The organism is Segatella sinensis (assembly GCF_040095255.1).
Classification (GTDB): Bacteria; Bacteroidota; Bacteroidia; order Bacteroidales; family Bacteroidaceae; genus Prevotella; species Prevotella sinensis.
The window spans coordinates 1-25,206 of sequence record NZ_JBBNGE010000027.1 but is presented as its reverse complement, the minus strand read 5'-3'; the positions used below and the strand labels follow the sequence as shown (position 1 = coordinate 25,206).

Below are 25,206 nucleotides of genomic sequence, written 5' to 3'. Positions count from 1 at the left end.
TTATTTTTTATTTCGAGTGCAAAGGTAATGAATTTCTATGAAACCACCAAATTTTTCTTTCATTTTTTTATAAATTTCACCTTACTCCTTACAACTTCCACCTCAATATCGCTATTTTGGCTGATTTTTGTTATTTTTATGCAAAATTCTTCCATTTTTTGAGGTTCGTTAACAGAAGCTTCTTTTTCTGTTTTTCCCCCATCACCCACCTTCTCTACATAGAAATTCAGCTGATCGCCCTGATGACTCTCTGCTACGTATGCGATTTCGAAGCGCTGTAAAAAATGAGTCTTGTAATAATCTAGGTCAAAAAGATCGAGTACATGCTCGATATATTTCACAGAATTAATATGGCCATTTACATCTACATCATTATAATAGGTATGAATAGTACGTACCAATTCTGCATTCTTACCCATCTTGACACGAGAGCTGGCTGCAATAGGACAAGGTTTCTCTGTTTCTATATATTCCTTGATAAGTCCATCATGGATACTGAAAATATCCACTGGCTGACGGGTCTCTGTATCGATCATCGCCCAGACACTTTTACCATAGCCATATACCTTCTCTGCTTCAGAACCATCCGAAACAGATGAACAGATCTTAAAGTTTCGGCTAGTGAAGTACTTCATTGCACTCTCTACCCAGGTTTCTACATAAAACTTATCATAAGACTTTGGCATTTCCTGCATCTCGATAGCGAGACGACTCAAGACCCAGGTTTTGTGTCGGGGCATCAGATAGTTCATTCCATAACCACGATCATTACTATGGAAATCGGCAGCATTCAGAAGATGATTTCCCAAATGCCCCATAAACAGACGACTTGCAAAATCGCAATGGAAAGGTTCCGCCAGAAACTCGTAGCAACCTACCTTATCTAATAATTCCTGTTTCATATTCTTCGGTTTTTGATTTATTGTTTTATACCTTATTATATATATAACGAAGCCCCCTATATCTTTATTACATACAAGAAACTAAAAAATCCCTCTGCTCTTGGTCTTCCAACCAGGTAAGCAAAGGGATTTTCCTCGTTTAAATCTGTTTGTTCCAGAATCAATATATTCTTTCAGAATTCCTGTCCGAGACTATTCTTCTGAATTCTTTTTCAGATAATCAGAGATAGGCTCATCGAAGCTTCTTGTAACGGCAATTCTACCACTTCGACTGTACTGCAAAAGACAATCGAAACTGTTGAGCTGATGGAAAAGATCAGCGATATCCTCAGTAAGACCCGCCAAGAGTACAGTACTATAGGTAGGATTCACCTCCATCATACGAGCATCGTGCTTGCGGATAGTACGGGAAACCTCAGGATTCTCCAAGAGAATAGGAGTAGAAATCTTGTAGAGTGCTACCTCGTGGATGAAAATCTGATCATCTGTATAATAATCACTCTTCACCACATCAATTTTCTTCTCTATTGCCTTGTTGATTTTCTCAATCTGCTCAGCATCACTCCATACCGTGATGGTATATTTGTGGATGTTCTTGATACTGCTAGCCGACACATTCAAGCTCTCGATATTCACCTGTCTTCTTGTAAATACAGCCGTAATCTGATTCAGAATACCTGCAATATTCTCAGAATAGACAAGCAATGTATATAATTTCTTATCGTTGTTATTCTCCATTTTATTTCTATTATTTAAAATGTATAGTTACACCTTATTATATATATAGCCGAAAGCCATTAATAGTGGAGTTCAAGCAGCATTTCGTCCACACTCTTTCCCGGCAGAGTCATAGGAACAATATCCTCATCTTCCTTGATGGCGCATTCCAAAAGGTAAGGTCCCTTGGTGCTGATCATCTTCTCAACCTTCGCCTTCAGATCCTTGCGGTCGATTACCACATCGTAAGGAATGCCATAAGCCTTGGCAATTTCCTCATAACGAGGGTTCAGCATATGGGTGAAAGAGCGACGTCCCTCAAACATCAAATCCTGCCACTGGCGTACATTGCCCAGATAGTTATTGTTCAAGAGAATCATCTTCACTGGTGCCTGCTGCTCCATGATGGTACCCAATTCCTGGATGTTCATCTGGAAACCGCCATCACCGAAGAAACAGCAGATGGTACGGTCTGGTGCGCCGAATGTTGCACCGATAGCAGCAGGAAGACCGAAGCCCATGGTTCCGAAACCACCACTGGTAACAATACTCAGTTTCTTGGTGAACTTGAAGTAGCGGCTACTGATCATCTGGTTCTGACCTACGTCGTTCACGAGAACAGCCTCATTATTGGTAGCTTCAGTCACCACATTGGTCACCTCACCCATCAGCAGAGGGCCTTCACTAGGATGAATATCCTTCTCGATAACCTTCTCCTGCTCCTGCTTGCGATATTCCTCGAAGGAATCTCTCCACTCGCGATGAACATTCTTGTTCAAGAGACGAGTGATGGCAGGCAACGTTTGCTTGCAATCGCCAATCACAGCCACATCAGTCTTGATGACTTTATCGATTTCCGACTTATCAATATCAAGATGGATAATCTTAGCCTGCTTAGCATATTTGGAAGGAACGCCCGTGATACGGTCGCTGAATCGCATACCGATGGCAATGAGCACATCACACTCCTGAGTCTTCATATTGGTAGCATAAGAACCATGCATACCGAGCATACCCATATTAAGCGGATGGTTGCTAGGAAGAGCTGAGAGACCGAGCAGGGTACGACCAGCCGGGATATCAGCCTTCTCCAGGAATTCAACCAGTTCATTATGAGCACCACCCAGTTCTACGCCATGACCGACGAGAGCGAAAGGGCGCTTTGCCTGATTGATGAGTTCAGCAGCTTCAGCTACAGCCTTTTCATCAATCTTCGGATATGGATTATAAGATGTAACCTTCTCACATTTCACTGGTTCCCACTCACAAGTAGCAATCTGAGCATTCTTGGTGAAGTCGAGTACTACAGGTCCCGGACGACCGCTACGAGCGATAAAGAAGGCACGGCTTACAGCCCATGCCACATCCTCAGGACGACGAATCTGATAAGACCACTTAGAGATAGGCTGGGTAACGCCCACCAGGTCAACTTCCTGGAAGGCATCAGTACCCAAAGCGCCCACACCCACCTGTCCGGCGATGACCACGATAGGTGTAGAATCCATCATGGCATCCGCAATACCGGTGAGCGTATTAGTTGCTCCAGGACCACTAGTAACGAGAGTAACACCCACTTCGCCGCTGACTCGGGCGTAGCCCTGTGCAGCGTGAGCAGCAGCCTGCTCGTGACGAACCAAGATGTGATCGAACATCTTCTTCTCTCCTCTCGTGTAACCATACAGTGCATCAAACACTGGCATGATGCTACCACCTGGGTAACCGAAGATGGTCTTAACCCTTTCGTTATGCAGGGAGCGCATCAATGCTTCAGCTCCTGTTATTACTTCTTTTGCCATTTATCTATATCTTATTCTGAATAATTCAAAAACTTTATTTTCTTTGTTGTCAAAGACAAACCTTCTTGCCTGGGAAACCAGGAAAGGATTAATCAATGATTCTTACACCACCCTTATCAGCAGAGCTTACGCTCTGTGCGTATGCACGCAAAGCCTTACTAACCTGACGATTACGCTTCAGCGGCTGCTGTGGACGTGCAGCAAGTTCCTCGTCGGAAAGCTTCACATTGATAGAGCGGCTAGGAATATCGATAATGATGATATCGCCATCCTTGATTTTGCCGATGTTACCACCAGCAGCAGCCTCTGGGCTAATGTGACCGATACTCAAGCCAGATGTACCTCCTGAGAATCGACCATCTGTGATGAGGGCACACTCCTTACCGAGGTGACGGCTCTTGATGTATGAAGTTGGATACAGCATCTCCTGCATACCAGGACCACCCTTAGGACCCTCGTGTGTGATGACAACACAATCACCAGAGTTCACCTTACCACCAAGGATACCCTCGCAGGCATCTTCCTGAGAATCGAAGCATACTGCTGGACCCTCGAAATGCCAGAGTACAGGATCCACACCTGCGGTCTTCACTACGCAACCATTCTGCGCGATATTACCGAAGAGTACTGCAAGACCACCATCCTTGGTATAAGCATGTTCGAGATCACGGATACAGCCATTCTCTCTATCTGTATCAAGACTCTCCCACTGTGCATCTTGACTACCCATCTGAGTGGAGAATTTTCTGCCTGGAGCAGAATGATAGATGCGGTCAGCCTCAGGATCAATCTCGGCACCTGTGATATCGTATTTCTTCATCTGCTCATCGAGAGTCTTGCCATCCACACGCTTCACAGCACCATTGATAAGGCCACCCTTGTTAAGTTCGTTCAGGATACCCAGGATACCACCGGCACGGTTGCATTCCTGAACGCTATACTTCTGAGTATTAGGACTCAACTTGCAGAGGCAAGGAACCTTGCGACTGAGCTGATCGATATCTTCCATCTTGAAATCGGCACCTGCTTCCTGAGCCACAGCCAAGAGATGGAGCACTGTATTTGTACTACCACCCATTGCAATATCGAGAGTCATGGCATTGAGGAAGGCATCACGGGTAGCAATGCTACGTGGCAATACGCTCTCATCGCCATCCTCATAATAAGCGTAGGCATTCTTTACAACCTGACGAGCCGCAGCCTTGAAGAGTTCGATGCGGTTCTTGTGAGTAGCGAGAATAGTACCATTGCCAGGAAGACTCAAACCGATAGCCTCTGTGAGAGAATTCATAGAGTTAGCGGTAAACATACCAGAGCAGCTACCACATCCAGGGCAAGCACACTGCTCAATCTGTTTCATTTCCTCATCGCTGACACTGGTATCAGCACCCTTAATCATAGCGGTAATCAAGTCAGCATTCTCGCCTTTCCAGCGACCAGCCTCCATCGGACCTCCAGAACAGAATACAGTAGGAATATTCAGACGCATAGACGCCATCAACATACCTGGGGTAACCTTATCACAGTTGGAAATGCAGATCATAGCATCAGCCTTGTGCGCATTCACCATATATTCCACAGAATCAGCAATAATATCGCGACTTGGGAGTGAATAGAGCATTCCGTCGTGACCCATAGCGATACCGTCGTCAACAGCGATAGTATTGAACTCAGCTGCATAGCAACCCATAGCTTCAATTTCCTTCTTGACAATCTGACCGATTTCGTGAAGATGAGTATGTCCCGGAACAAACTGCGTGAAACTGTTCACGATGGCGATAATAGGTTTGCCAAACTGCTCATGTTTCATACCTGCAGCTACCCAGAGTGCTCTGGCACCTGCCATTCTTCTGCCTTCAGTACAGACGCTACTTCTTAATGGATGTTTCATATCGTTATTATCTCTTTATATTATCTTGTTCTTTATTACCAGAAGGTCTCTCTCAAGCCTTCTTCTTACAATTTTGACTGCAAAGATAGTGAGAATTTATGAAACAAACAACAAAATCCGCAAAAACTTTCAATTTTTGCGGATTTTTGTTAGGAAATAAGCTAAATTGCTTACAATTTATCAGACCCCTTACACAAAAGCAGCCCGATTGTGCAATAATACAAGGGTCCTTATATGTCTTATACAAACAGATTAGAGTTCAAAGACCTCGGCAGAACGAGCCTTCACCTCAACCTGCTTGTTGCCAGCACCAGCTCCTTGTGCTTCCACCTGGAGTTTCAGCGTTCGAGGCAAGGCATTCACCACCTTGAGCCAGGTTTTACCGGTCTTGGAAACCTTTACCACGCTGGTGCCCACGTACTTCTTGAGAGCTGCAGGAAGGTTCAGGCTAGATACAATATAAGTATCACCGGAATGCTGACCAAACATCTTCTGCATCTTGTAACTCTCGGTGAGTCGGATTTTCTCCGAATTATCGAAGTAGATCATATCCGGGTTCCAGTTATGATAGCCATCCTTGCAGAGCAGAGGAGCATAAGAAGTCATTTCCACGACATCTCCGTTACGTTCCACATTACAGAGATGAATACCCTCTGCCAAAGCGCGGTCTAATTCATTATTGCCATTTGCAGCATACTCGCCCAGATACACCTTCGGAGCCTTACGGTCGTAATGATCGTAGTAATCCTGATGATTGATAAACCATCCTGGCTGCTCATAATAGTGCTCATCTACCGCATCAATCCATTTTTTATTCTCCTTTGCAATCTTCCAGCCCTCGATATAGTCGGAAGATGGACTATGGAATGGACCTACAGTACCTACTACTTCAATTTCCGGATGCTTCTCCTTGAGAGCCTTGCAGATCATCAGATAGCGCTGTTCGAAATCGGTGGAAATCAGATCTTCGTTTCCGATACCTACCATCTTGAGATTGAAAGGAGCCGGATGTCCGGCATCCGCTCTCATCTTTGCCCACTTCGATGTGGCAGGATCACCATTCGCCCACTCTACCAGGTCGAGAACATCCTGCACATACTTTGGCATTTCTGCCATTGGGATTCCGCCCTGCTGTCCGCAGATGCCCTGCGCATTAGGCTGGGAGTTCTGACAAGGTACACCAGCAGCCAATACTGGCAGAGGCTCAGCGCCCATATCCTCACACCACTGGAAATACTCGAAGAACCCCAGCTTACGGGTCTGGTGATAGTTCCAGATATTGAGAGCCGGTTTTCGGTCTTTCAGTTCACCGATACTCTCTTTCCAATGATAGATGTTGCCGAGTCCCTGTCCGTGGAGCATACATCCACCAGGGAAACGCACGAAGCGAGGCTTCAGCTCAGCGATGATCTCAGCAAGATCCTTTCTCAGACCATGACCTTTGTAGGTATCCTGCGGCATCAGGCTCACCATATCTACGGCTACCTTTTCCTCTCCCTTAGGCAAGAGGGCAAAACGGGTATCCTTGCCCAGTTCACCTTTATATTTGTCTGTGATGACAAGCTGCGCCTTGTATTCAGCCCAATCAGGTCCCTGCACCTTCAGCTTAGCCTGAGCTATCGGAAGTCCTTCCTGATCTACGAGTGCTACAGTAAGCTGCTTTTTCTTGCCGTCGATACAACGGGCATACAGACTCACTTCGTAAGCGGCACCACACTTGATGACGATTCCCTCCCATCCTATATTATAAATAGGTGTAGATGAGAGGATGGCATAATGCGGATTATTCACGCTTACCCCATTTTCTGTAGAAATGATGGCAGAAGAGGATGACGATACAGAAGAAGATGAAGCCTCAATTCCCATCCAGGCAGTTGCAGCATTCCAGCCTTTTCGCTCACCATTGTATTCGAAATCGCCATTCTGCAGGAGTTCTGCACAGAGTCCGCCATCGGCAGCTCTGCTGATATCCTCGAAGAAGATGCCGATAAGCTTGTCGCTGATGCGATGACTCTTCTGCGGATTCACCGTGAGCTTAGCCGTGAAAGCATCTGCTGCATCCGCCTCCTTTACCATTTTAGCGTGCTGAAGGACAGCCTCCTCACCTTGCTCATTCTTGATTTTCTCCTCTACATCAGCGATATAAGCCTTCAAATCAGCCTCATTCTTAGGCAGCTTCCGGCTGTTTTCCTTTGCTTCCTCAGCCAGAGCCTTATGCCAGGCGCGGATATAGTTCAGATGAATGGCCGGAATCTCGAAGTCGTTACCCTCTATCAGTTTACCATTGATGGTAGCCGTATCGCGCTGCCAGAGGATTTCATCTGCAGCAGCTTCCAGCGAATCTTCCTGGAAGATGCGGAAATCCTTGTCGGCATGAACGTATCTTTTGCCTTTCTCCGTCTTCAGATAAAGGTCGAAGGTTCCATCTTCCATCTGATAGGCAGCCACATCACTGATATTCTTCTCCTTCATGATAGGATAATCTTGTGGTCGCCAGGTTACGAGATCTTCAGAATAAGCCACAGCAAACTGTGGTGAGGTCTTATTTACACTCCAAAGAGCCCGCCAGGTACCATCATTTGCCTTGAGAACGAATGGGCGATACATCTTTTTCTCACTGCCCCAAGGTCCGAAGTCAGAGGCACAGAGCTGACCTACATCCACCCATCTTTCATCGTCTGTAAGATAAGCGAGATGCAGTCCCTGGTTGGGAGCTGGAGAATACACGAAAATCTGGCAGGTAGAATCCTTGCCCACTATGGTATAGGCAGGTGCATCCTTATCTGCAACAGACAAAGTCGCCTTATTAACTTGTTTCTTGGCAGCTGGCATTTGAGTCTGCTTTCTGACAGGAGTCAGCGCCACAGCTTGGGTCATAGCCAACAGGGCAGCCGAGAAGAGTAGATACTTTGGTTTCATCATATTACTTCTTATTTATTTTTTGCTTGTTTTTAGATTCTCAATTGTATTACATTAATATATATAGATGATACGACTTAAAAATCGTATAAAGTTAATAAAAAAGGGGTAGAATGCTTCACAGCAACCTGCCCCCAACCTAACAACTAAACCTAATACACTCCCTAATGGAATAGAGAGATCTAATCATAAATTTCTTTTTTTCCTGCGGCAAGCGTATTCTTCATCAGCGAGCAGATGGTCATCGGACCCACTCCGCCCGGTACTGGAGTAATGAAAGAACACTTTTCAGCCACTTCATCGAACTTCACGTCACCATTCAGGCGGAATCCGCTTTTTCTGGTGGCGTCAGGTACACGAGTCGTACCCACGTCGATGACAACAGCTCCCGGTTTAACCATATCGGCTGTTACGAAATCAGGCTTACCGATAGCCGCAATGATAATATCCGCCTCCCGGCACTCCTCCTTCAGATTTTTGGAGTGCGAGTGGCACACGGTAACCGTAGCATCTCCATACTGCTTCTGCATCATCAGCTGGGCCATAGGCTTGCCCACGATGTTGCTTCTGCCCAGGATAACACACTTCTTACCGCTGGTTTCTATCTGATAATGCTGCAGCAGGGTGAGGATTCCAAGCGGAGTAGCCGAGATGAAACTAGGCATACCCAGCGACATTCTACCCACATTCACGGGATGGAAGCCATCCACATCCTTGCGATAGTCTATCGCCATGGTAATCTTCTGCTCGTCGATGTGCTTCGGCAAAGGCAGCTGCACAATGAAACCATCCACGTCAGCATCCTTGTTGAGCTTATCTACACACTGCAGAAGCTCCTCCTCAGTAACATCCTCCTCAAAACGGATCAGCGTAGATTTGAATCCGCACTTTTCGCATGCCAGAACCTTGTTCTTCACATAGGTTTCGCTGCCACCATCGTGACCCACCAGCACAGCCACCAGATGTGGCTGTTTGCCTCCTGCGGCTACAATCTGAGCCACCTCCTGAGCAATCTGTTCCTTTATGGCGGCTGCTGTAGCCTTTCCGTCTATTAGTTGCATCTTACTTTTTCTATTTTAAGAATTTTACATTGATAAGCTTCGAGCCTTGGCTCTCTGCTTCTGAATTACATACCTGGCATCTTAGGCATACCTGGCATACCCTTCATACGGCCCATCATCTGCGCCATCTTGTTGCCAGTCATCATCTGCATCATCTTGCGTGTCTGTTCAAACTGCTTGATGAGCTTGTTTACCTCCTGGATATTGGTACCAGAACCCTTGGCGATACGCTGGCGGCGAGATGTATTGAGGATAGATGGATTGGTACGCTCCTTAGGAGTCATACTCTGGATGATAGCCTCGATACCCTTGAAGGCATCCTCTGGGATATCAACATCACGGATAGCCTTGCCTACACCCGGAATCATCGCAGCCAGATCCTTGATGTTACCCATCTTCTTGATCTGCTGAATCTGATTGTAGAAGTCATTGAAATCGAACTGGTTCTTGCGAATCTTCTTCTCCAACTTCTTAGCCTCCTCCAGGTCAAACTGCTCCTGTGCGCGCTCTACCAGCGAAACCACGTCACCCATTCCGAGGATACGGTCTGCCATTCGAGCAGGATGGAACACATCGATAGCCTCCATCTTCTCGCCGGTACCGATAAACTTGATAGGCTTGGTAACCACGGTGCGGATACTGAGGGCAGCACCACCACGAGTATCACCATCGAGCTTGGTGAGAACTACACCATTGAAGTCGAGGCGGTCGTTGAACTCCTTGGCTGTATTTACAGCATCCTGACCCGTCATGGAGTCAACTACGAAGAGAGTCTCATCCGGGTTGAGATGATTCTTGAGGTTGCTGATTTCCTGCATCATCTGCTCATCAACAGCCAATCGACCGGCAGTATCGACGATGACCACATCGTTGCCGTTGGTCTTAGCCTGCTGCAAAGCGTGGTCAGCGATGCTGAGTACATCCTTGTTATCAGGCTCACTATATACAGGCACACCCACCTGTTCGCCTACTACATGGAGCTGCTGGATAGCAGCAGGACGATATACGTCGCAAGCCACGAGCAAAGGCTTCTTGCCTTTCTTGTTCTTGAGCATATTGGCAAGCTTACCGCTGAAGGTAGTCTTACCAGAACCCTGCAAACCACTCATCAGGATTACAGCAGGGCGACTTTCCAAATGCAATGGAGCTTCCTCGCCTCCCATCAGCTCAGCGAGTTCGTCGTGAACCAACTTCACCATCAGCTGGCCTGGCTTCACGGCTGTCAAAACATTCATGCCGAGTGCTTTTTCCTTCACCTTGTTGGTGAATTCCTTGGCAACTTTATAGTTAACGTCGGCATCGAGGAGTGCACGGCGCACATCCTTCATGGTCTCAGCCACGTTGATTTCGGTAATTTTACCCTCACCCTTCAGAATTTTGAAGGAACGTTCTAATCTATCACTTAAATTTTCAAACATGTTCTTAATTGTACTTTTTTATTTCGGGCACAAAGTTACGAACTTTTTCCGAGAAAGCCAACTCAATCTCGATTATTTTTCATTTTCTTGCTCTTTTGCTTCATTTTGAACATTTGGAAGCGTTTTCTCTGATGATTCCTGCCTGGTCTCATCCTGCTTTTCCAAAGTTTCTTTCTTGTTAGCGCTCAGATTGATAGGATTTTTCAGTTCATACTTCTTTCCCGTAGCCTTTTCGTAGGCAGAGACGATAGGATCCTTTCTGTCCATCTTCTTGAAGATTTCCTGAGCCTGCTTCTTGTGCTTCCGGTCGCGGCTGCCCTGCTTGTCCATCCAGCCGAAGGCATCGAAGCCGATTCCTCCCGGTGATGTTGGCACAGAATTCACCTTCTCTTGTATCTGCTCTTCCATATTGTCGATATGCTCCTGGTTCTTGCCCCAAACGGTCACTTCACCAATCTGTTTGGCTTCGGGAAGGAGAAAAACGGTATCAGGCAACTCCTGATAGCGGATAGTTGCCTTGATATAGCCCGGTTTGGATACGGTAGCAGAATCAAACTGGTAGCGCATGTTCCAGTAACCCCGATAGTCGGTACGCGCCCAATGGTTATTGTTCGTATGAATGAGGGCTTCCCTGATAGGCACATGATCCTCGGCAGATGCGATGACGCATGTTTTCTGCGCAAAGACCATGGAAGCCATCGACAGCAGGGCTATCATCAAAAATATAATTTTCTTCATAATCTTTGCTTTTTTGTAGGCAAAAATAACAAGAATCCTTCATTCCGCAAAATATTGCAATAGATATTAACCAGATTAAGCAGATATTAACCTCTACGAGCAGGAACCTTCTTTTTCGATACGCTTGGCTTCTTCCAGGAGCTTGATGGCATCCACATACTGCGCGATACCCTGAGCCACCTCCTTGGCAGCCTTCATCGCCAGCACTACGGTCTGAGGGCGATGCACCACATCACCTCCGGCGAATACGCCACGACGGGTAGTCATTCCGAAAGGACGATCTACCACCTTTACATATCCCTTCTCATCCACCTCGATTCCAGCAGTAGTAGAAACGATACGGTTGGCAGGGCGCGAACCGATAGCCAGATAGATTCTATCAAAATTCTCTACCCTTTCGCCCTCAGGTGTATTCAGCACGCAGCTTCCCAGTCTGCCATTCTTACCCTTCAGGAAGGCTTCTACGGTAGTTTTCCATTCAAACTTCACACCTTCCTTTACGGCATCCTCGTATTCGCTCTTGATGGCAGGCATTTCCTCCTGGGTCTTTCTGTACAATACGGTAACGTCAGCACCCAGACGGATGGCAGTACGGGCAGCATCCATCGCCACATTTCCACCACCGATTACACCTACCTTCTCGCCATCGCGCAAAGGAACCATATCGCGGGGCAAAGCACCTTCGTTATAGGCATTTACATTATGCAGGAAGTAGGTACTCTGGCTTACACCATGGAGCTTGCTGCCCGGTGTAGAGTCCATATTCTGAGGCACGCTGGTACCGGTACCCATGAAGATGGCATCATAACCGGCACGGAAGAGACTGTCGATGGTGACATTGTTTTCGCCCACCATACAGTTGGTGATAAACTGCACGCCCAAGGCAGCAATCTTGCTCACCTCATCGCGCACCACAGTCTTTGGCAAGCGATACTCCGGAATACCGTACATCAGTACGCCACCCGGTTCAGCCTGTCCTTCAAAAATCGTTACATTGAATCCCTGTCTTGCCAAATCACCGGCTACGGTAAGTCCTGCAGGACCCGAACCGATTACAGCCACTCTACCACGGGTTTTCTGTGGCAGGAGCTCACGGGAGAGCTTCATCTTGGTATCGAAGTCAGCGATAAACTGCTCCAATTTTCCAATCTGTACAGGTTTTCCCTTCTTGCCGAGCACACAATGTCCCTGGCACTGCTTCTCGTGTGGACACACGCGTCCACAGATAGCCGGCAGATTGCTCTTGGCATTGATGATGCTCATCGCAGCACCCATGTTACCCATCGACAGTTCGTGTACGAAATCCGGTATATCGTTTTCAATAGGGCATCCCTTCTTACACTGCGGAATCTTACAATGCAGACATCTCTTGGCTTCCTCAATCGCCTCTCGGGTAGTGAATCCCTCATTTACCACCTGAAACATGCTAGGCTGTTCAGCTGTGTTATTCTGTTGATCAATCTGTTCACTCATAATCTACTACTCTTCTTTGTCTTCTGTTTTTCCTATTTCTGCTGCTTGATTTCGATGTCTTCCTTCACATGATTTCTGATTCTGGTGAGGAAGAGTTTCATGCGCTTGGCATCCTTGTGATCGATGATGTCGATGAGTTCAGCCAGCTCTTCGCGAATCTGGGCCACCTGTCCAGATGTATATGGGTTGAAGAGGATTTCCTGCAAGAGATAGTCATCCTCGTTCAATACGCCCTTGGCTATCTGCATGTGGCGCTTGAAGGTGGTACCAGGAGCATCCTGATGCTTCATCACCGCCGCAAAGGCAAAAGTGCTGACAAATGGAATACTCAGCGAGTAAGCCACCGTCTGGTCGTGCTCATCAAAGGTGTACTCATGAAGGCTCAGTCCGAGCTTCTGATAGAGATCCTTGAAGAAAATCTTACCCATATAGTCGCCCTCCTTGATGATGACCGCATTCTCCTCGGAGAGCTGGTTCAGGTTGGCGAATGTAGGACCGAACATCGGGTGGGTGCTCACGTATCGGAAGCCGCTCTTGTCGTAAAACTCCTGCAATCCTGTCTTCACCGACGCAATGTCGCTGATGATACAGTCTTTAGAGAGATGTGGCAGCAACTCCTCGAATGCCGGGATGGTGTATTTCACGGTTACGGCATTGATGACGAGTTCCGGGCGGAACATCTCCACCTCCTCCATCTTGGTGAAACGGTAGCAGTTATAGGTGAAGCGCAGTCGCTTGGCATCCTTTTCATACACAGCCACCTCGTGGTCGAAGCTGAGCAGGTCGATGAAAAAGCTTCCCATCTTTCCTGCTCCCATTATCAAAATTCTCATTTCATTATAATGTGAAGAATGAAGAGTGGAGGCCGAAGTCTTTCGTCCTCTACTCTTCACTTAATTTATTTCTGATTCAGAATTTCCAACTGCTGGCGAACACTCTCCTCGTGGATATGCTCAAAGATCTGGGCAGCAAACTCAGGGCTCATTCCGCAGAGTGAAGCCTGGGCACCACGCTTCTCGAGAATCTCGTTGTAGCGGTTGGTCTGTACGATTGTCATATTGTGCTCCTTCTTGTAGGTACCGATTTCGCGGCATACACGCATACGCTTGGCAAGAAGATCCATCAGCTGGTTGTCGCACTCATCAATCTGACCGCGCAGCTGATGCAGGCCCTCTGTAGAATAATGCTCATCACGAACTACGAGGAGGCTCAGGATGTAATCCAGGATATCTGGAGTAACCTGCTGCTTGGCATCGCTCCATGCATCATCAGGAGAGCAGTGGCTCTCTACGATCAGACCGTCGAAGCCCAGGTCCATAGCCTGCTGGCAGAGAGGAGCGATGAGGTCGCGGCGACCGCCAATGTGGCTAGGGTCACAGAGGATAGGCAACTGAGGAATGCGGCGGTGCAGCTCGATAGGAATCTGCCACATAGGGAGATTGCGGTAGATCTTCTTGTCGAAGCTGGAGAAACCGCGGTGGATGGCACCAAGTCGCTTGATACCAGCCTGGTTGATACGCTGGAGCGCACCGATCCAGAGCTCAAGATCCGGATTCACCGGGTTCTTCACCAGCACAGGAACATCCACGCCCTGAAGGCTGTCTGCCAGTGCCTGCATGGCGAATGGATTGGCAGAAGTACGGGCTCCCACCCACAGAACATCGATTCCATATTTCAAGGCGAGCTCCACGTGCTCAGGAGTAGCCACCTCGGTAGCAGTGAGCATACCGGTCTCCTCCTTCACCTGCTTCATCCAAGGCAAGGCAGTCTCGCCATTTCCCTCGAAGCCTCCTGGTTTGGTACGTGGCTTCCATACACCAGCGCGGAACATGTGGCAGCCTTTAGCAGCCAGCTGCTTGGCGGTAGTCATAACTTGCTCTTCAGTCTCTGCAGAGCATGGGCCTGCAATGACGATAGGGCGTTCCTGATCACTAGGGAGATTCAATGGTTCTAATTCTAATTCCATAGTCGTATATTTTAATTTTTTATTTTTTTACTTTCCAAAGACTTTTCTGATTCTTTCCAGCGCCTCCTTCATTTTCTCATCCTTGGCACAAAGGCTGATGCGGATGTATCGCTTGCCGTTGCTTCCGAAGATGAATCCAGGGGTGATGAATACGCGCGCCTCGTGGAGAATCTTCTCTGTGAGGTCTTCTACATCGGCGTATTTCTCCGGAATCTTGCCCCAGAGGAACATACCCACCTGGTTAGGATCAAACTTGCAGTCCAATACCTGCATGATCTGCTCGGCGATGTCGCGGCGGCGGCGATAGTTGGTGATGTTGTTCTCACGGTGCCACTCATCGGTATTGTTGAGCATGGCCTCGGCAGCAGCGAGCTGGATTCCGCGGAAGCATCCGTTGTCGATGTTGCTCTTCACCTTCAGGATCCAGGAGATAAACTGCTTGTTGCTCGAAATCATAGCCACACGCCATCCCGGCATGTTGTGGCTCTTGCTGAGCGAATTGAATTCGATGCAGCAGTCCTTGGCGCCCGGCACCTGCATGATGCTCAGCGGATGCTCGTTGAGGATGAGCGAATAAGGATTGTCGTTCACCACCACGATGTTGTGGTCCTGGGCAAACTTCACGAGTCGCTCGTAGGTCTCCATCTTTGCCACGCCTCCGGTCGGCATGTTCGGATAGTTGGTCCACATCAGCTTCACGTGGCTGAGGTCCATCTTCTCCAGCGCCTCGAAGTCTGGCTGCCATTCATTGTCCTCGCGCAGGTCGTAATAGGTAATCTTGGTGCCGAGAATCTTGTTGATGGCAGTATAGGTAGGATAGCCCGGGTTTGGGATGAGCACCTCGTCGCCAGGGTTGCAGAAGGCGAGCGTAACGTGCAGGATACCCTCCTTGCTACCAATGAGGGGCTGGATTTCCGTAGCCCAGTCAAGATCCACGTCATACCATCTCTTGTAATAACCAGCCATCGCCTTGCGCAACTCCGGGATGCCCACCGTAGGCTGATATCCGTGTGCAGCAGGGTTATGGGCTACCTCGCAGAGCGTATCGATGGTCTGCTTAGAAGGCGGCATGTCTGGACTTCCGATGGCGAGGCTGATGATGTCCTGTCCCTCGGCATTAAGCTTAGCCACTTCCTTCAGCTTACGGCTGAAGTAGTATTCCTGTATTTCTGTTACTCTATTGGCTGGTTGTATCATTTTTATTCTCTTTTATTTTGAAATGTTACTATTCTTTTTCCTCATATTCTCCCAGCACCGTGAGTTTCTTCACGAGTGGTGTGATGGCATCGATGCTCTGGCGATAGCGGGTCAGATTATCGAAGGTGAGATCCACGTAGAAGAGATATTCCCATTCATGACCGATGCTTGGCAGCGACTGGATCTTGGTGAGATTGATGTCGTAGAAGCTCAGGATGGTGAGAACCTTGGAGAGCGAACCCTTGTCGTGTGAAAGGCTGAAGACGATGCTCGCCTTGTTGGCCTTTTCGATAGGTCGGAGAAGAGCGGCCTTCTGCGGATTGCAGACCACGAGGAATCGGGTGTAGTTGTGCGGATTGTCGTGGATTCCCTCCTGCAGCACCTTCATGCCATACATCCTGGCGGCGTAGGCAGAACAGATGGCTGCCCATCCGTGCACCTGATGCTGGGCGATGAATGCGGCAGAACCTGCGGTATCCTCAGCCTCCACCGCCTTGAGATCAGGATGGTTGGCGAGGAACTTGCCACACTGCATCAGCGCTACAGGATGAGAGTGAACCTCTTGCAGGGTACTCCAGTCGTCGGAAGGCAGGCAGCAGATGCTGTGCTCGATGTGGAGCTTGTGCTCACCCACCACGGTGGTTCCGCTCTCCCGGAGCAGCTCGTAGTTGTGGAGCAGACTGCCGGCGATGGTATTCTCGATGGCGCAGATGCCGATGATGGTAGGATCTCGCTTGATGTTCTCAAACACCTCCTCGAAGGTAGCGCAACAGATTAACTCTATCTGCTCGCCCTGGAAATACTCGTGGGCGGTAATGTCGTGGAAGGATCCCAACTCTCCTTGTATTGCAATTCTCTTCATTGTTTCACTCTCTTTTTTACATTATCTCCTTTTTTAGGAAAACGGATTTTTCGGAAAATGTTTTTGAAAACAGATTATTTCGAAAACGTTTATGGAAAACGGATTCGAGTTTTACGAAAAACGGTCCTGCTCACAATAGAGCGGGACCGTTTCGATGATTTCAAGAATCTTATATCCTAAGTTGAAATATATACGCAACTTCCCGCTTTACAATTGCTTGCAAAGTAAAAGTAATAGCTAAAAAAGTAAGCGTTCAACTTTTCCATTTTCTTATTCTTTTATTTATTATTCACTTATTGCTTCGAGCATCAACCGATGAAAGTCTCAACTCGTTTGCAAAAGTAATACTTTTCTTTGATACCACCAAACAAATTGTCAGTTTTTTCTTTATTTTCCTTATATTTTCTGCTTTTCAGCAGATTTTCAGCAGATTTTTATCAGAAAAGCCCTAAACTGGCAGATTTTTATCAGCATTCGTATCATTTCGAAAGAACATTTACCGGCAATGTTCAGACAATTAGCGGCAATGCTCAGACAATTAGCGGCAATGTTCTCTTCCTTCAGCCTTAAACTCTCCAGTAAGTTCCTCTATCTTCTCGGGATTCAGCTGCAGGTATCTCTGCATATCCTTTCCGGCTCCCTCCTTATCGCCCATCTGCATCAGCAGATTGCCTCGTCTCAGCAGGTTCTTGCTCAGCGCAGCCTTGTTCTCAGCATCCTCGCTGCAAGCTTCCGCCCGCTTCTCCTGCTCCGCTATCTGCTGCGTAAGAGATGCTACGAGCAGAACGGGATTCATATCATTCAAATCCATCATACCTATTCTATTTTAGTTACGCATGTAAGCCCACACGCCCTGAAAGGGCAGAAGCTCCTAGCCCAGGGCATCGCCCTGGGTAAGATAGCAGCCGGCAATACGCCCTGTAAGGGCAAAAGCTTTGTATATTGCCCAGTATTTTAAAGCTTCTGCCCTTACAGGGCGACAAGCTTGTGTCCGTAATTACCCAGGGCGATGCCCTGGGCTAGGAGCTTTTGGGCCTTCAGCCCGTTCTTGAACCACATGCGATAGTTCATTCTGTTATATATAATAATGTGTAATTTATCTGTTGGCGACCAGCATTTACTTGATGGCACCGATAATTTCTGTCACCGACTTGCAGCCGTGAGCATCAAGCCACTCGTTCATACCATCCTTCACCTTCTTGGTTACGGCAGGATCGATGAAGTTGGCAGTACCGATTTCGATGGCAGTAGCACCGCACATCATAAACTCGATGGCATCCTTGACATTCTGGATACCGCCCAGTCCTACTACCGGAATCTTCACGGCATGGGCCACATCGTAAACCATGCGCAATGCCACCGGCTTGACACAAGGACCGCTCAAGCCGCCTGTACGGATGCTCAGCAGCGGCTGGCGTTTCTCTATATCCACCGCCATACCCATCAATGTGTTGATGAGCGAAACAGAGTCGGCACCCTCAGCCTCTACCGCACGGGCGATGTCGGCAATGCTGGTTACGTTAGGCGAAAGCTTCACGATCAAGGTCTTGTCATACACCTTGCGCACCGCCTTCACCACGCTTGCAGCACCCTCGCAGGTAACGCCGAAAGCCATACCGCCATCCTTTACGTTAGGGCAGGAAATATTCAGCTCGATGGCAGGAATCTTATCCAGCTCATTCACGCGTGCAGCACACTCCGCATAGCTCTCAGGCGAGTGTCCGCTCACGTTTACAATCATATTGGTATCGATGTCCTTGATCTGAGGATAGATGTGCTCGCAGAAGTACTCCACACCTTTGTTCTGGAGGCCCACGCAGTTGAGCATTCCCTGTGGAGTTTCAGCCATGCGTGGATAGTCATTTCCCTCGCGTGGTTCCAGGGTAGTACCCTTTACGATGATACCTCCGATTTCCTCCAGCGGAACGAAATCAGCAAACTCCAATCCGTAGCCGAAAGTTCCCGATGCAGTCATCACTGGATTCTTCAGCTTCAAATCTTTTATATTTACACTTAAATCAGCCATAATCTTTCTTAATCAAATAATATTCTATTACATTTGGATTACAAATGCTTTTGCCCTTTCAGGGCGACTTGCCATTTGGTATATATTATACCCAGGGCGATGCCCTGGGCTAGGTGCTTCTGCCCTTTCAGGGCGAGTGGAGCCAATCAGATATACCCTAGGGAATGACTAGATATCCCAGGTGAGCTGCTTGATGTTGATGACCGGACCATCCTTGCAAACGCACTTATGTCCCTCGGTGGTCTTCTCTACGCAGCAGAGGCATGCACCTACGCCGCACGCCATCTTGTTCTCCAGGGAAACCTCACACTCCACACCAGCCTTCTTGGCAAAGCGAGCCACGCTCACCATCATCGGCTTCGGACCGCAGGTAGAGATCATGTCAAACTGCTCGTTCTCCAATACAGAGTGATTGGTTACGAAACCCACCTCGCCGGCAGAGCCATCCTCGGTAGTGATGCATACCTTTCCTATCTTGGCAAACTCATCCAGCTCCAGCAGGTCGGAAGCCTTGCGGGCACCCAGCAGGAAGGTTACATCTGCACCAAACTCCTTGATGAGTTTTCCGAAGTAGAGCAGAGGAGCCACACCTACACCACCCCCCACGAGGAGATACTTCTGGCTCTTCTCTGTAGGCATGGTGAAACCATTGCCCAGAGGCAGCATACAGTTGAGCGTATCGCCAGCCTGAAGCTTTCCGAGCTGGCGGGTTCCGTCGCCCACCATGGCAACGAGCAGCCAGAGCTGGTTGGTTTCTCTATCCACGAAATTGATGGAGATAGGACGGCGAAGCATGGTGGCAGGCGAATGATCTACCTTTACTTCTACGAATTGTCCAGGCAGGATTTCCGGCAAAGGCTTCTCGTCGGTAAGCTTAATCAATACGTGCTTATCGCTGAGTGCTTCTACAGAAACCACCTTAAGGTCTAGAACATATTTTTTCATCTTATTGCTATTTTAATGCTTGTTATTAATGCTTGCTGTTAATGCACATTTAACGCTTGCTGTTATACCTATTTTATATATAGTCAGTGCAAAGGTACAACAAAATCCGAACTTCACAAAGAGAAAGAGCATTTTTTTCGACCTGTACGGTTGAAATTACCCAATACGCCCTGAAAGGGCAGAAGCTCCTAGCCCAGGGCACCGCCCTGGGTAATTAGGACGCAAACCCGTCGCCCTGTAAGGGCAAAAGCTTTCAAAGAACCAAGCAATAAACAAAGCTTTTGCCCTTACAGGGCGTCTTATTGATTGCTATTATACCCAGGGCGATGCCCTGGGCTAAGAGCTTTTGGGCTTTCAGCCCGTTTCAACCGTTCAGTTAGATTCTTTTCAGCTCCCCTCTTACTTTATTCCTTCTTTATTCCTTCTTTATTCCTTCTTTATTCCTTCTTTATTCCCGACAGCAGAGCAGCAATCTATTTCTTCGGGACGAAAGTCTCCCAGGTCTGATCATCGTAGAAGATGCGGATCTCGGTAATCTTACGCTGCGGTTTGTCCACATATTTAACCGCTGCATTGGCGATATTTTTAGGTGTCCTTTTTACACCGTGTGTTTGAGGATGGTCAAAGAGCGATGGAGAAGTAGGGGAGTCGGAACCCTCGCTGCCTCCGAAATCCAGGGTAGGCTCCACCACGCCGCCAGCGCCACCTATGCCCCCATGGCTTCCGCCCATGCCTGCTGCCGAAGCTCCTGTACCAGCCACACCTACAGCGTCTCCATACATATCGAGCGAATCCTCGTCCGCTCCGTTTCCACCTCTGGCGGAAGCCCCCGCCTGGGCACCTTCCACCTTATTAATATACATAGGAGGAGTACCATAAAGCAACCACTCAAGGTTCACCTGAGGCAACTTTTTCTTGATTGCATCCACGATGTCGAGCGATGGTTTTGTGCGATCATTGAAGATGCTGCTCAGGGTCGCTGTCGATTTTCCGATGAGCTGCGCGAAGTTCTGTTGGTTGAGGTGTTGGTCCTCCATGATCTGTCTGATTCTGTCTTTCATCACTATGTTTGAATTTGATTTTTTACGATGTTTTATTTCCGAACAGGCCCGTTTTTGGCCCATTTTTCTTAGATTTTACAAAGATAAAGCAAAAATTTGGTTTTACCAAACTTTTCGGGAAAAATTTTGTTTTTTAAACTTTAGGTTTGTATTTACAAATTTAAACTTTCAATCTTTGCTTTCTTAGTTTTATGGTTTAGATTTACAAATCTAGCTTTAGCAATCTAAAGCTTTTACAATGGTTTGCTTTATTTAAAACTATTAATTCACTGAGTTTCAAAGCCTTTATTCCCTATAAATAGGCATTTCAGCCGTATTTATGCATCTTTCTTGCACAAAATTCCAAATCATAACCTTACATAAAATAACAGAAATCTATAAATCACTGGGTTTCAATATGTTTTCGTTTCAATAATTCGATTGTATATTTATACATTCATATTTCAAAACCGCCCGATTTATATTTGTGTTTGTAAATTCACCCTCTTTTTTCTCAGATTTAGTTTTCTTTAATTTAGATTCATAAATATAAAGAACGATTTATAAAATACATATTTACATTACTAAACTACAGAAACGTAAACCTTAATAAATGCAAACACTAAAAAAAGAGGGGTTGAGGATGGCAAATTTTTCCATTTTGAGCGTTTTCAAGCCCGTTGGTCGGGTTTTGCTCAAAAATGCGAGTATTGAAGGGGGTTATTTTCGTTAACTATCTGATATTCATTATAGTTAACTGCGATTTCAGCGAAAACTGAAAAATGACCATCTAGATGAAAAATCCATCCAAACAAGAGATTTCCCACGAGAAAAACAAAAAAAATAGCGCCCGTTTCCTCGATAACGAACGCTATTTTCACCACTTTCAGGAAGCTAAACGCCCTCCCCGATTCCAGATCATTTCATTTCTCCGACAAGACGAAGGAGGAGTAAAAAATGGCCTCTCTCCCACCCTCGCCCATCGACGGATTTTTGGAGCCGAAAAGCAGCCTAATGGAGGATGAAGAAGATGAGTTCTCTCATCAATTCGCCTGCCGAAGTAAACGGATTATCGATGCCTTTGCTCTTCGCATCTACCTCTTTCAGCTTCTCGATTATCTGCATCACTTTCACTCCGGAATAGTTTCTCATTCCCATCGTATAATCGCGCACCGCCCAGGTTCCGCGCAAATCCAGGAATTTTGCAAGCTCATTTTCGTTCTGCTTATTCGGAGCATAATAGGCTATCATCAGATTCTGGAAATAACTGAAGAGCAACGGGAGGAGCGCATAGAGCGAACCCGACTTTGGGTTGCTGTCAAAATAGTTTATTATCTGATTTGCCTTGAAAACATCACGCTGGATGATGGCGCTGCGAAGTTCGAAAGCATTGAAGTCCTTGCTCACTCCTATTTCACGTTCCACCACATCCGGAGTCACCCGTCGGTCGGAATCAGGAAGAGAGATGAGCAGCTTGTCGAGTTCGGAGGTGAGGCGATGAAGATCGGCTCCGATATGATCTGCCACCATCTGCACCGCCTTCGGTTCGATGGTTGCCTTGCGAGCCTTGAGATAGGTTTCGATGAAACCCGGAAGCTGACGGTCGTAGAGCTTCTTGCTCTCGAACACCACTCCCACCTGTTCGGCTCTCGGGATGAACTTCTTTCTGCGGTCGATACTGCCGTTTTTGTTACAGATGACGAGAATGGTGGATTTCACCGGTTTCTCGAGATACTTTTCCAGGGCATCCAGACTTTTCAGATTCTGTGCTTCTTTCACAATCACCACCCTTAATTCCGCCATCATCGGATATCCCTTACACTGATCCACCACCTGCACCGCCGTGGTATCCGCCCCGAAAAGCACGGTCTGGTTAAAGTCCCGCTCTTCCGGCTGGAGCACGTTTTCGGCGATATAATCGCAGATCTTGTCTATATAGAAAGGTTCGTCGCCCATCAGAACATACACGGGCGCAAACTTCCGAGCCTTGAGATCTTTCATGATCGACTCGTAACTTATTGCATTTTTCTTTTCTGCCATTGATTTATTTTTTGTATCTTTGCACTGTGATTCCAGCCTGCCATTCATCTGTCTGCACAGAGAATCCAGCCTGCAATCCATTTGCAAAGGTACAAAAATAAATCGAACTATATATATAATAAGGTATAAAAAATGATTCGCTTGAACTTACCAACCTTCGAAATGAAGGTTTCGGGCACCAGACAGCAGCCCAAGATACTGGATGTGCTGCGCAGAAAATACGTAGCCATCACGCCCGAAGAATGGGTGCGCCAGCACTTCGTACACTATCTCATCGAGCACAAGGGCTACCCTGCCTCGCTGCTCGCCAACGAGATTCAGCTGAAATGCGGCGACAAGGTGCTGCGTGCCGACAGCGTGCTCTACAGCCGCGAACTCCGCCCCAGGATGATTATCGAATACAAGGCGCCGCATATCCCCATCACGCAGAAGGTGTTCGATCAGATTTCGGTATATAATCTCCTGCTCCACGTAGATTACCTGGTGGTGAGCAACGGACTGGATCACTATATCTGCCGGATGGATTACGACGGTAAAAAATATTTATTTCTAGAAGAGATTCCCGACTATTCTGATTTATTGACAATATAGAAAAATCAGACAGAAAGGCAGACACCCGGCTTCTCTCCCACCACTGCATCATCACCCCCCAAACGCCCCATTTATCCCCCTCCAAAATTAGCGTATTTCCGGTCAACCGTACAGATGCTCAGAAATACGCAAATTTTGAAGGGCTTTTTTACCGCAAATTCAGTTATTTTTTAATAAAAATCGGCGCAATATTTGGCATTCTACCTATTTATTATTACCTTTGCAGCAATTTAAATATAGAAAAGGTAATGGCAAAAGAAAATATAAAGATAGCCGTAGCCGGAACAGGCTATGTAGGTTTGAGCATTGCCACGCTGCTGAGCCAGCATCACGAGGTGGTGGCTGTGGACGTGGTTCCCGAAAAGGTGGAACTCATTAACCATCGCCGCTCGCCTATCCAGGACGAATACATCGAGAAATACCTGGCGGAGAAAGAGCTCAACCTCAAGGCTACCACAGATGCAGCCACAGCCTACAGGGACGCCGACTTCGTGGTAATCGCCACGCCAACCAACTACGACCCCGTGAAGAACTACTTCGACACATCGCATGTAGAAGAGGTCATCCAGCTGGTCAAGGAGGTGAACCCCGAAGCCATCATGGTCATCAAGAGCACCATCCCAGTGGGCTACACCGAGAACATACGCCGGAAGATGGGCAGCGAGAACATCATCTTCGCCCCGGAATTCCTGCGCGAGAGCAAGGCGCTCTACGACAATCTCTACCCTAGCCGCATCATCGTGGGCAGACCGGCAGGAGATGAGCGACTCGACCAGGCGGCGCATCTCTTCGCAGAACTCCTGCAGGAGGGAGCCATCAAGGAGAACATCGACACTCTCTTCATGGGACTCACAGAGGCAGAGGCGGTGAAACTCTTCGCCAACACCTACCTGGCACTCCGGGTAAGCTACTTCAACGAGCTGGACACATACGCCGAGATGAAGGGACTCGACACCCAGGCCATCATATCGGGTGTGGGACTGGACCCTCGCATCGGCACCTTCTACAATAATCCGTCGTTCGGATATGGGGGCTACTGTCTGCCGAAGGATACCAAGCAGCTGCTGGCAAACTATGCCGACGTGCCCGAGAATCTGATCCAGGCCATCGTAGAGAGCAACCGCACCCGCAAGGATTTCATCGCCGACCGAGTGCTTCACATGGCAGGCTACTACGATTACGCCAACCAGAACAACTACCGCGAGGAGGAAGAGAAGCCTTGCACCATCGGCGTGTATCGCCTCACGATGAAGAGCAACAGCGACAATTTCCGCCAGAGCAGCATCCAGGGCGTGATGAAGCGCATCAAGGCGAAGGGCGCCCAGGTTATCATCTACGAGCCTACGCTGAAGAGCGGAACCACCTTCTTCGGCAGCCGCGTGGTAAACAACCTGGAGGAATTCAAGAAGCAGAGTCAGGCGATCATCGCCAACAGATACGATAAATGCCTCGATGATGTGAAGGAAAAAGTCTATACCCGGGATATCTTCCGAAGAGACTAGGAAGAACGCCCTGAAAGGGAGTCCGATGAGCCTAATGGGATTCAGAGAACGCCCTGAAAGGGAGTCCGATGAGCCTAATGGGATTCAGAGAACGCCCTGAAAGGGAGTCCGATGAGCCTAAT

General features: G+C 47.7%; 21 protein-coding genes. 3 read left to right on the top strand and 18 right to left on the bottom strand.

From position 1 onward, the window contains the following. Positions 1-59: 59 nt before the first annotated feature. The 17 genes from AAAT87_RS08890 to AAAT87_RS08810 form a co-directional block, all read right to left on the bottom strand. Entirely contained in the window at positions 60-902 is an 843-nt protein-coding gene (locus tag AAAT87_RS08890) for an acyl-[acyl-carrier-protein] thioesterase (RefSeq protein WP_295023440.1), read from the bottom strand. Between the two features lie 192 nt (positions 903-1,094). Continuing rightward, positions 1,095-1,640, bottom strand: coding sequence for an acetolactate synthase small subunit (gene ilvN / locus AAAT87_RS08885; protein WP_295023442.1), 546 nt, complete (start codon positions 1,638-1,640; stop codon positions 1,095-1,097). A 59-nt stretch (positions 1,641-1,699) separates the two neighbouring features. Beyond that, positions 1,700-3,415 carry a biosynthetic-type acetolactate synthase large subunit gene (ilvB, locus tag AAAT87_RS08880; protein ID WP_349226224.1) on the bottom strand — a complete coding sequence of 572 codons (1,716 nt, stop codon included), beginning with the start codon at positions 3,413-3,415 and terminating at the stop codon, positions 1,700-1,702. Positions 3,416-3,503: 88 nt separating this feature from the next. Continuing rightward, a complete protein-coding gene (gene ilvD / locus AAAT87_RS08875) occupies positions 3,504-5,306 on the bottom strand; it encodes a dihydroxy-acid dehydratase (protein WP_349226223.1) in 1,803 nt (600 codons plus the stop codon). Positions 5,307-5,558: 252 nt separating this feature from the next. Beyond that, positions 5,559-8,138, bottom strand: a complete 2,580-nt coding sequence (locus AAAT87_RS08870) for an alpha-L-arabinofuranosidase C-terminal domain-containing protein (RefSeq protein ID WP_431997151.1) — start codon at positions 8,136-8,138, stop codon at positions 5,559-5,561. Positions 8,139-8,407: 269 nt separating this feature from the next. Next, positions 8,408-9,286: a bifunctional methylenetetrahydrofolate dehydrogenase/methenyltetrahydrofolate cyclohydrolase FolD gene (folD, locus tag AAAT87_RS08865; protein ID WP_293555417.1), complete on the bottom strand. Its 879-nt coding sequence runs from the start codon at positions 9,284-9,286 to the stop codon at positions 8,408-8,410. Positions 9,287-9,351: 65 nt separating this feature from the next. Then, positions 9,352-10,704: a signal recognition particle protein gene (ffh, locus tag AAAT87_RS08860; protein WP_089543557.1), complete on the bottom strand. Its 1,353-nt coding sequence runs from the start codon at positions 10,702-10,704 to the stop codon at positions 9,352-9,354. 72 nt (positions 10,705-10,776) lie between these two features. Next, positions 10,777-11,442: a hypothetical protein gene (locus AAAT87_RS08855; protein WP_349226221.1), complete on the bottom strand. Its 666-nt coding sequence runs from the start codon at positions 11,440-11,442 to the stop codon at positions 10,777-10,779. Positions 11,443-11,535: 93 nt separating this feature from the next. Next, positions 11,536-12,915, bottom strand: coding sequence for an NAD(P)-dependent oxidoreductase (locus AAAT87_RS08850; RefSeq protein WP_295408880.1), 1,380 nt, complete (start codon positions 12,913-12,915; stop codon positions 11,536-11,538). A gap of 32 nt (positions 12,916-12,947) precedes the next feature. Then, positions 12,948-13,748: a prephenate dehydrogenase gene (locus AAAT87_RS08845; RefSeq protein WP_119249143.1), complete on the bottom strand. Its 801-nt coding sequence runs from the start codon at positions 13,746-13,748 to the stop codon at positions 12,948-12,950. Between the two features lie 65 nt (positions 13,749-13,813). Next, positions 13,814-14,881 (bottom strand): chorismate mutase, encoded by a 1,068-nt coding sequence (locus AAAT87_RS08840; RefSeq protein ID WP_295023454.1) that lies wholly within the window; start codon positions 14,879-14,881, stop codon positions 13,814-13,816. A gap of 27 nt (positions 14,882-14,908) precedes the next feature. Then, a complete protein-coding gene (locus tag AAAT87_RS08835; protein WP_295023456.1) occupies positions 14,909-16,078 on the bottom strand; it encodes a pyridoxal phosphate-dependent aminotransferase in 1,170 nt (389 codons plus the stop codon). A 28-nt stretch (positions 16,079-16,106) separates the two neighbouring features. Further along, positions 16,107-16,940 carry a prephenate dehydratase gene (locus tag AAAT87_RS08830; protein ID WP_089543551.1) on the bottom strand — a complete coding sequence of 278 codons (834 nt, stop codon included), beginning with the start codon at positions 16,938-16,940 and terminating at the stop codon, positions 16,107-16,109. 538 nt (positions 16,941-17,478) lie between these two features. Beyond that, a complete protein-coding gene (locus AAAT87_RS08825) occupies positions 17,479-17,754 on the bottom strand; it encodes a tetratricopeptide repeat protein (protein ID WP_295023459.1) in 276 nt (91 codons plus the stop codon). Positions 17,755-18,057: 303 nt separating this feature from the next. Next, on the bottom strand, positions 18,058-18,966 hold the full coding sequence (locus AAAT87_RS08820; RefSeq protein ID WP_295023463.1) for a dihydroorotate dehydrogenase: 909 nt from the start codon (positions 18,964-18,966) through the stop codon (positions 18,058-18,060). A 168-nt stretch (positions 18,967-19,134) separates the two neighbouring features. Continuing rightward, positions 19,135-19,911: a dihydroorotate dehydrogenase electron transfer subunit gene (locus AAAT87_RS08815; protein ID WP_089543548.1), complete on the bottom strand. Its 777-nt coding sequence runs from the start codon at positions 19,909-19,911 to the stop codon at positions 19,135-19,137. Positions 19,912-20,384: 473 nt separating this feature from the next. Next, on the bottom strand, positions 20,385-20,972 hold the full coding sequence (locus AAAT87_RS08810) for a helix-turn-helix transcriptional regulator (RefSeq protein WP_295025482.1): 588 nt from the start codon (positions 20,970-20,972) through the stop codon (positions 20,385-20,387). A 773-nt stretch (positions 20,973-21,745) separates the two neighbouring features. Here AAAT87_RS08810 and AAAT87_RS08805 point away from each other — a divergent pair. Then, positions 21,746-21,976 carry a hypothetical protein gene (locus tag AAAT87_RS08805; RefSeq protein ID WP_349226220.1) on the top strand — a complete coding sequence of 77 codons (231 nt, stop codon included), beginning with the start codon at positions 21,746-21,748 and terminating at the stop codon, positions 21,974-21,976. Here AAAT87_RS08805 and holA read toward each other — a convergent pair. After that, on the bottom strand, positions 21,963-22,991 hold the full coding sequence (gene holA / locus AAAT87_RS08800) for a DNA polymerase III subunit delta (protein WP_349226219.1): 1,029 nt from the start codon (positions 22,989-22,991) through the stop codon (positions 21,963-21,965). The two genes, AAAT87_RS08805 and holA, sit on opposite strands and share 14 nt — an antisense overlap. A gap of 132 nt (positions 22,992-23,123) precedes the next feature. On the opposite strand from holA, the gene AAAT87_RS08795 reads away from it, so the two are divergent. Both AAAT87_RS08795 and AAAT87_RS08790 read left to right on the top strand, forming a co-directional pair. Continuing rightward, positions 23,124-23,582 (top strand): type I restriction enzyme HsdR N-terminal domain-containing protein, encoded by a 459-nt coding sequence (locus tag AAAT87_RS08795; protein ID WP_349226218.1) that lies wholly within the window; start codon positions 23,124-23,126, stop codon positions 23,580-23,582. 248 nt (positions 23,583-23,830) lie between these two features. After that, positions 23,831-25,084 carry a nucleotide sugar dehydrogenase gene (locus tag AAAT87_RS08790; RefSeq protein WP_349226217.1) on the top strand — a complete coding sequence of 418 codons (1,254 nt, stop codon included), beginning with the start codon at positions 23,831-23,833 and terminating at the stop codon, positions 25,082-25,084. The last annotated feature ends 122 nt before the right edge of the window (positions 25,085-25,206 follow it).

Excerpts from the sequence above, each read along its gene's own strand:
- AAAT87_RS08890 (WP_295023440.1), bottom strand. The coding sequence starts at position 902 with ATGAAACAGGAATTATTAGATAAGGTAGGTTGCTACGAGTTTCTGGCG.
- ilvN (WP_295023442.1), bottom strand. The coding sequence starts at position 1,640 with ATGGAGAATAACAACGATAAGAAATTATATACATTGCTTGTCTATTCT.
- ilvB (WP_349226224.1), bottom strand. The coding sequence starts at position 3,415 with ATGGCAAAAGAAGTAATAACAGGAGCTGAAGCATTGATGCGCTCCCTG.
- ilvD (WP_349226223.1), bottom strand. The coding sequence starts at position 5,306 with ATGAAACATCCATTAAGAAGTAGCGTCTGTACTGAAGGCAGAAGAATG.
- AAAT87_RS08870 (WP_431997151.1), bottom strand. The coding sequence starts at position 8,138 with ATGCCAGCTGCCAAGAAACAAGTTAATAAGGCGACTTTGTCTGTTGCA.
- folD (WP_293555417.1), bottom strand. The coding sequence starts at position 9,286 with ATGCAACTAATAGACGGAAAGGCTACAGCAGCCGCCATAAAGGAACAG.
- ffh (WP_089543557.1), bottom strand. The coding sequence starts at position 10,704 with ATGTTTGAAAATTTAAGTGATAGATTAGAACGTTCCTTCAAAATTCTG.
- AAAT87_RS08855 (WP_349226221.1), bottom strand. The coding sequence starts at position 11,442 with ATGAAGAAAATTATATTTTTGATGATAGCCCTGCTGTCGATGGCTTCC.
- AAAT87_RS08850 (WP_295408880.1), bottom strand. The coding sequence starts at position 12,915 with ATGAGTGAACAGATTGATCAACAGAATAACACAGCTGAACAGCCTAGC.
- AAAT87_RS08845 (WP_119249143.1), bottom strand. The coding sequence starts at position 13,748 with ATGAGAATTTTGATAATGGGAGCAGGAAAGATGGGAAGCTTTTTCATC.
- AAAT87_RS08840 (WP_295023454.1), bottom strand. The coding sequence starts at position 14,881 with ATGGAATTAGAATTAGAACCATTGAATCTCCCTAGTGATCAGGAACGC.
- AAAT87_RS08835 (WP_295023456.1), bottom strand. The coding sequence starts at position 16,078 with ATGATACAACCAGCCAATAGAGTAACAGAAATACAGGAATACTACTTC.
- AAAT87_RS08830 (WP_089543551.1), bottom strand. The coding sequence starts at position 16,940 with ATGAAGAGAATTGCAATACAAGGAGAGTTGGGATCCTTCCACGACATT.
- AAAT87_RS08825 (WP_295023459.1), bottom strand. The coding sequence starts at position 17,754 with ATGATGGATTTGAATGATATGAATCCCGTTCTGCTCGTAGCATCTCTT.
- AAAT87_RS08820 (WP_295023463.1), bottom strand. The coding sequence starts at position 18,966 with ATGGCTGATTTAAGTGTAAATATAAAAGATTTGAAGCTGAAGAATCCA.
- AAAT87_RS08815 (WP_089543548.1), bottom strand. The coding sequence starts at position 19,911 with ATGAAAAAATATGTTCTAGACCTTAAGGTGGTTTCTGTAGAAGCACTC.
- AAAT87_RS08810 (WP_295025482.1), bottom strand. The coding sequence starts at position 20,972 with ATGAAAGACAGAATCAGACAGATCATGGAGGACCAACACCTCAACCAA.
- AAAT87_RS08805 (WP_349226220.1), top strand. The coding sequence starts at position 21,746 with ATGAAAAATCCATCCAAACAAGAGATTTCCCACGAGAAAAACAAAAAA.
- holA (WP_349226219.1), bottom strand. The coding sequence starts at position 22,991 with ATGGCAGAAAAGAAAAATGCAATAAGTTACGAGTCGATCATGAAAGAT.
- AAAT87_RS08795 (WP_349226218.1), top strand. The coding sequence starts at position 23,124 with ATGATTCGCTTGAACTTACCAACCTTCGAAATGAAGGTTTCGGGCACC.
- AAAT87_RS08790 (WP_349226217.1), top strand. The coding sequence starts at position 23,831 with ATGGCAAAAGAAAATATAAAGATAGCCGTAGCCGGAACAGGCTATGTA.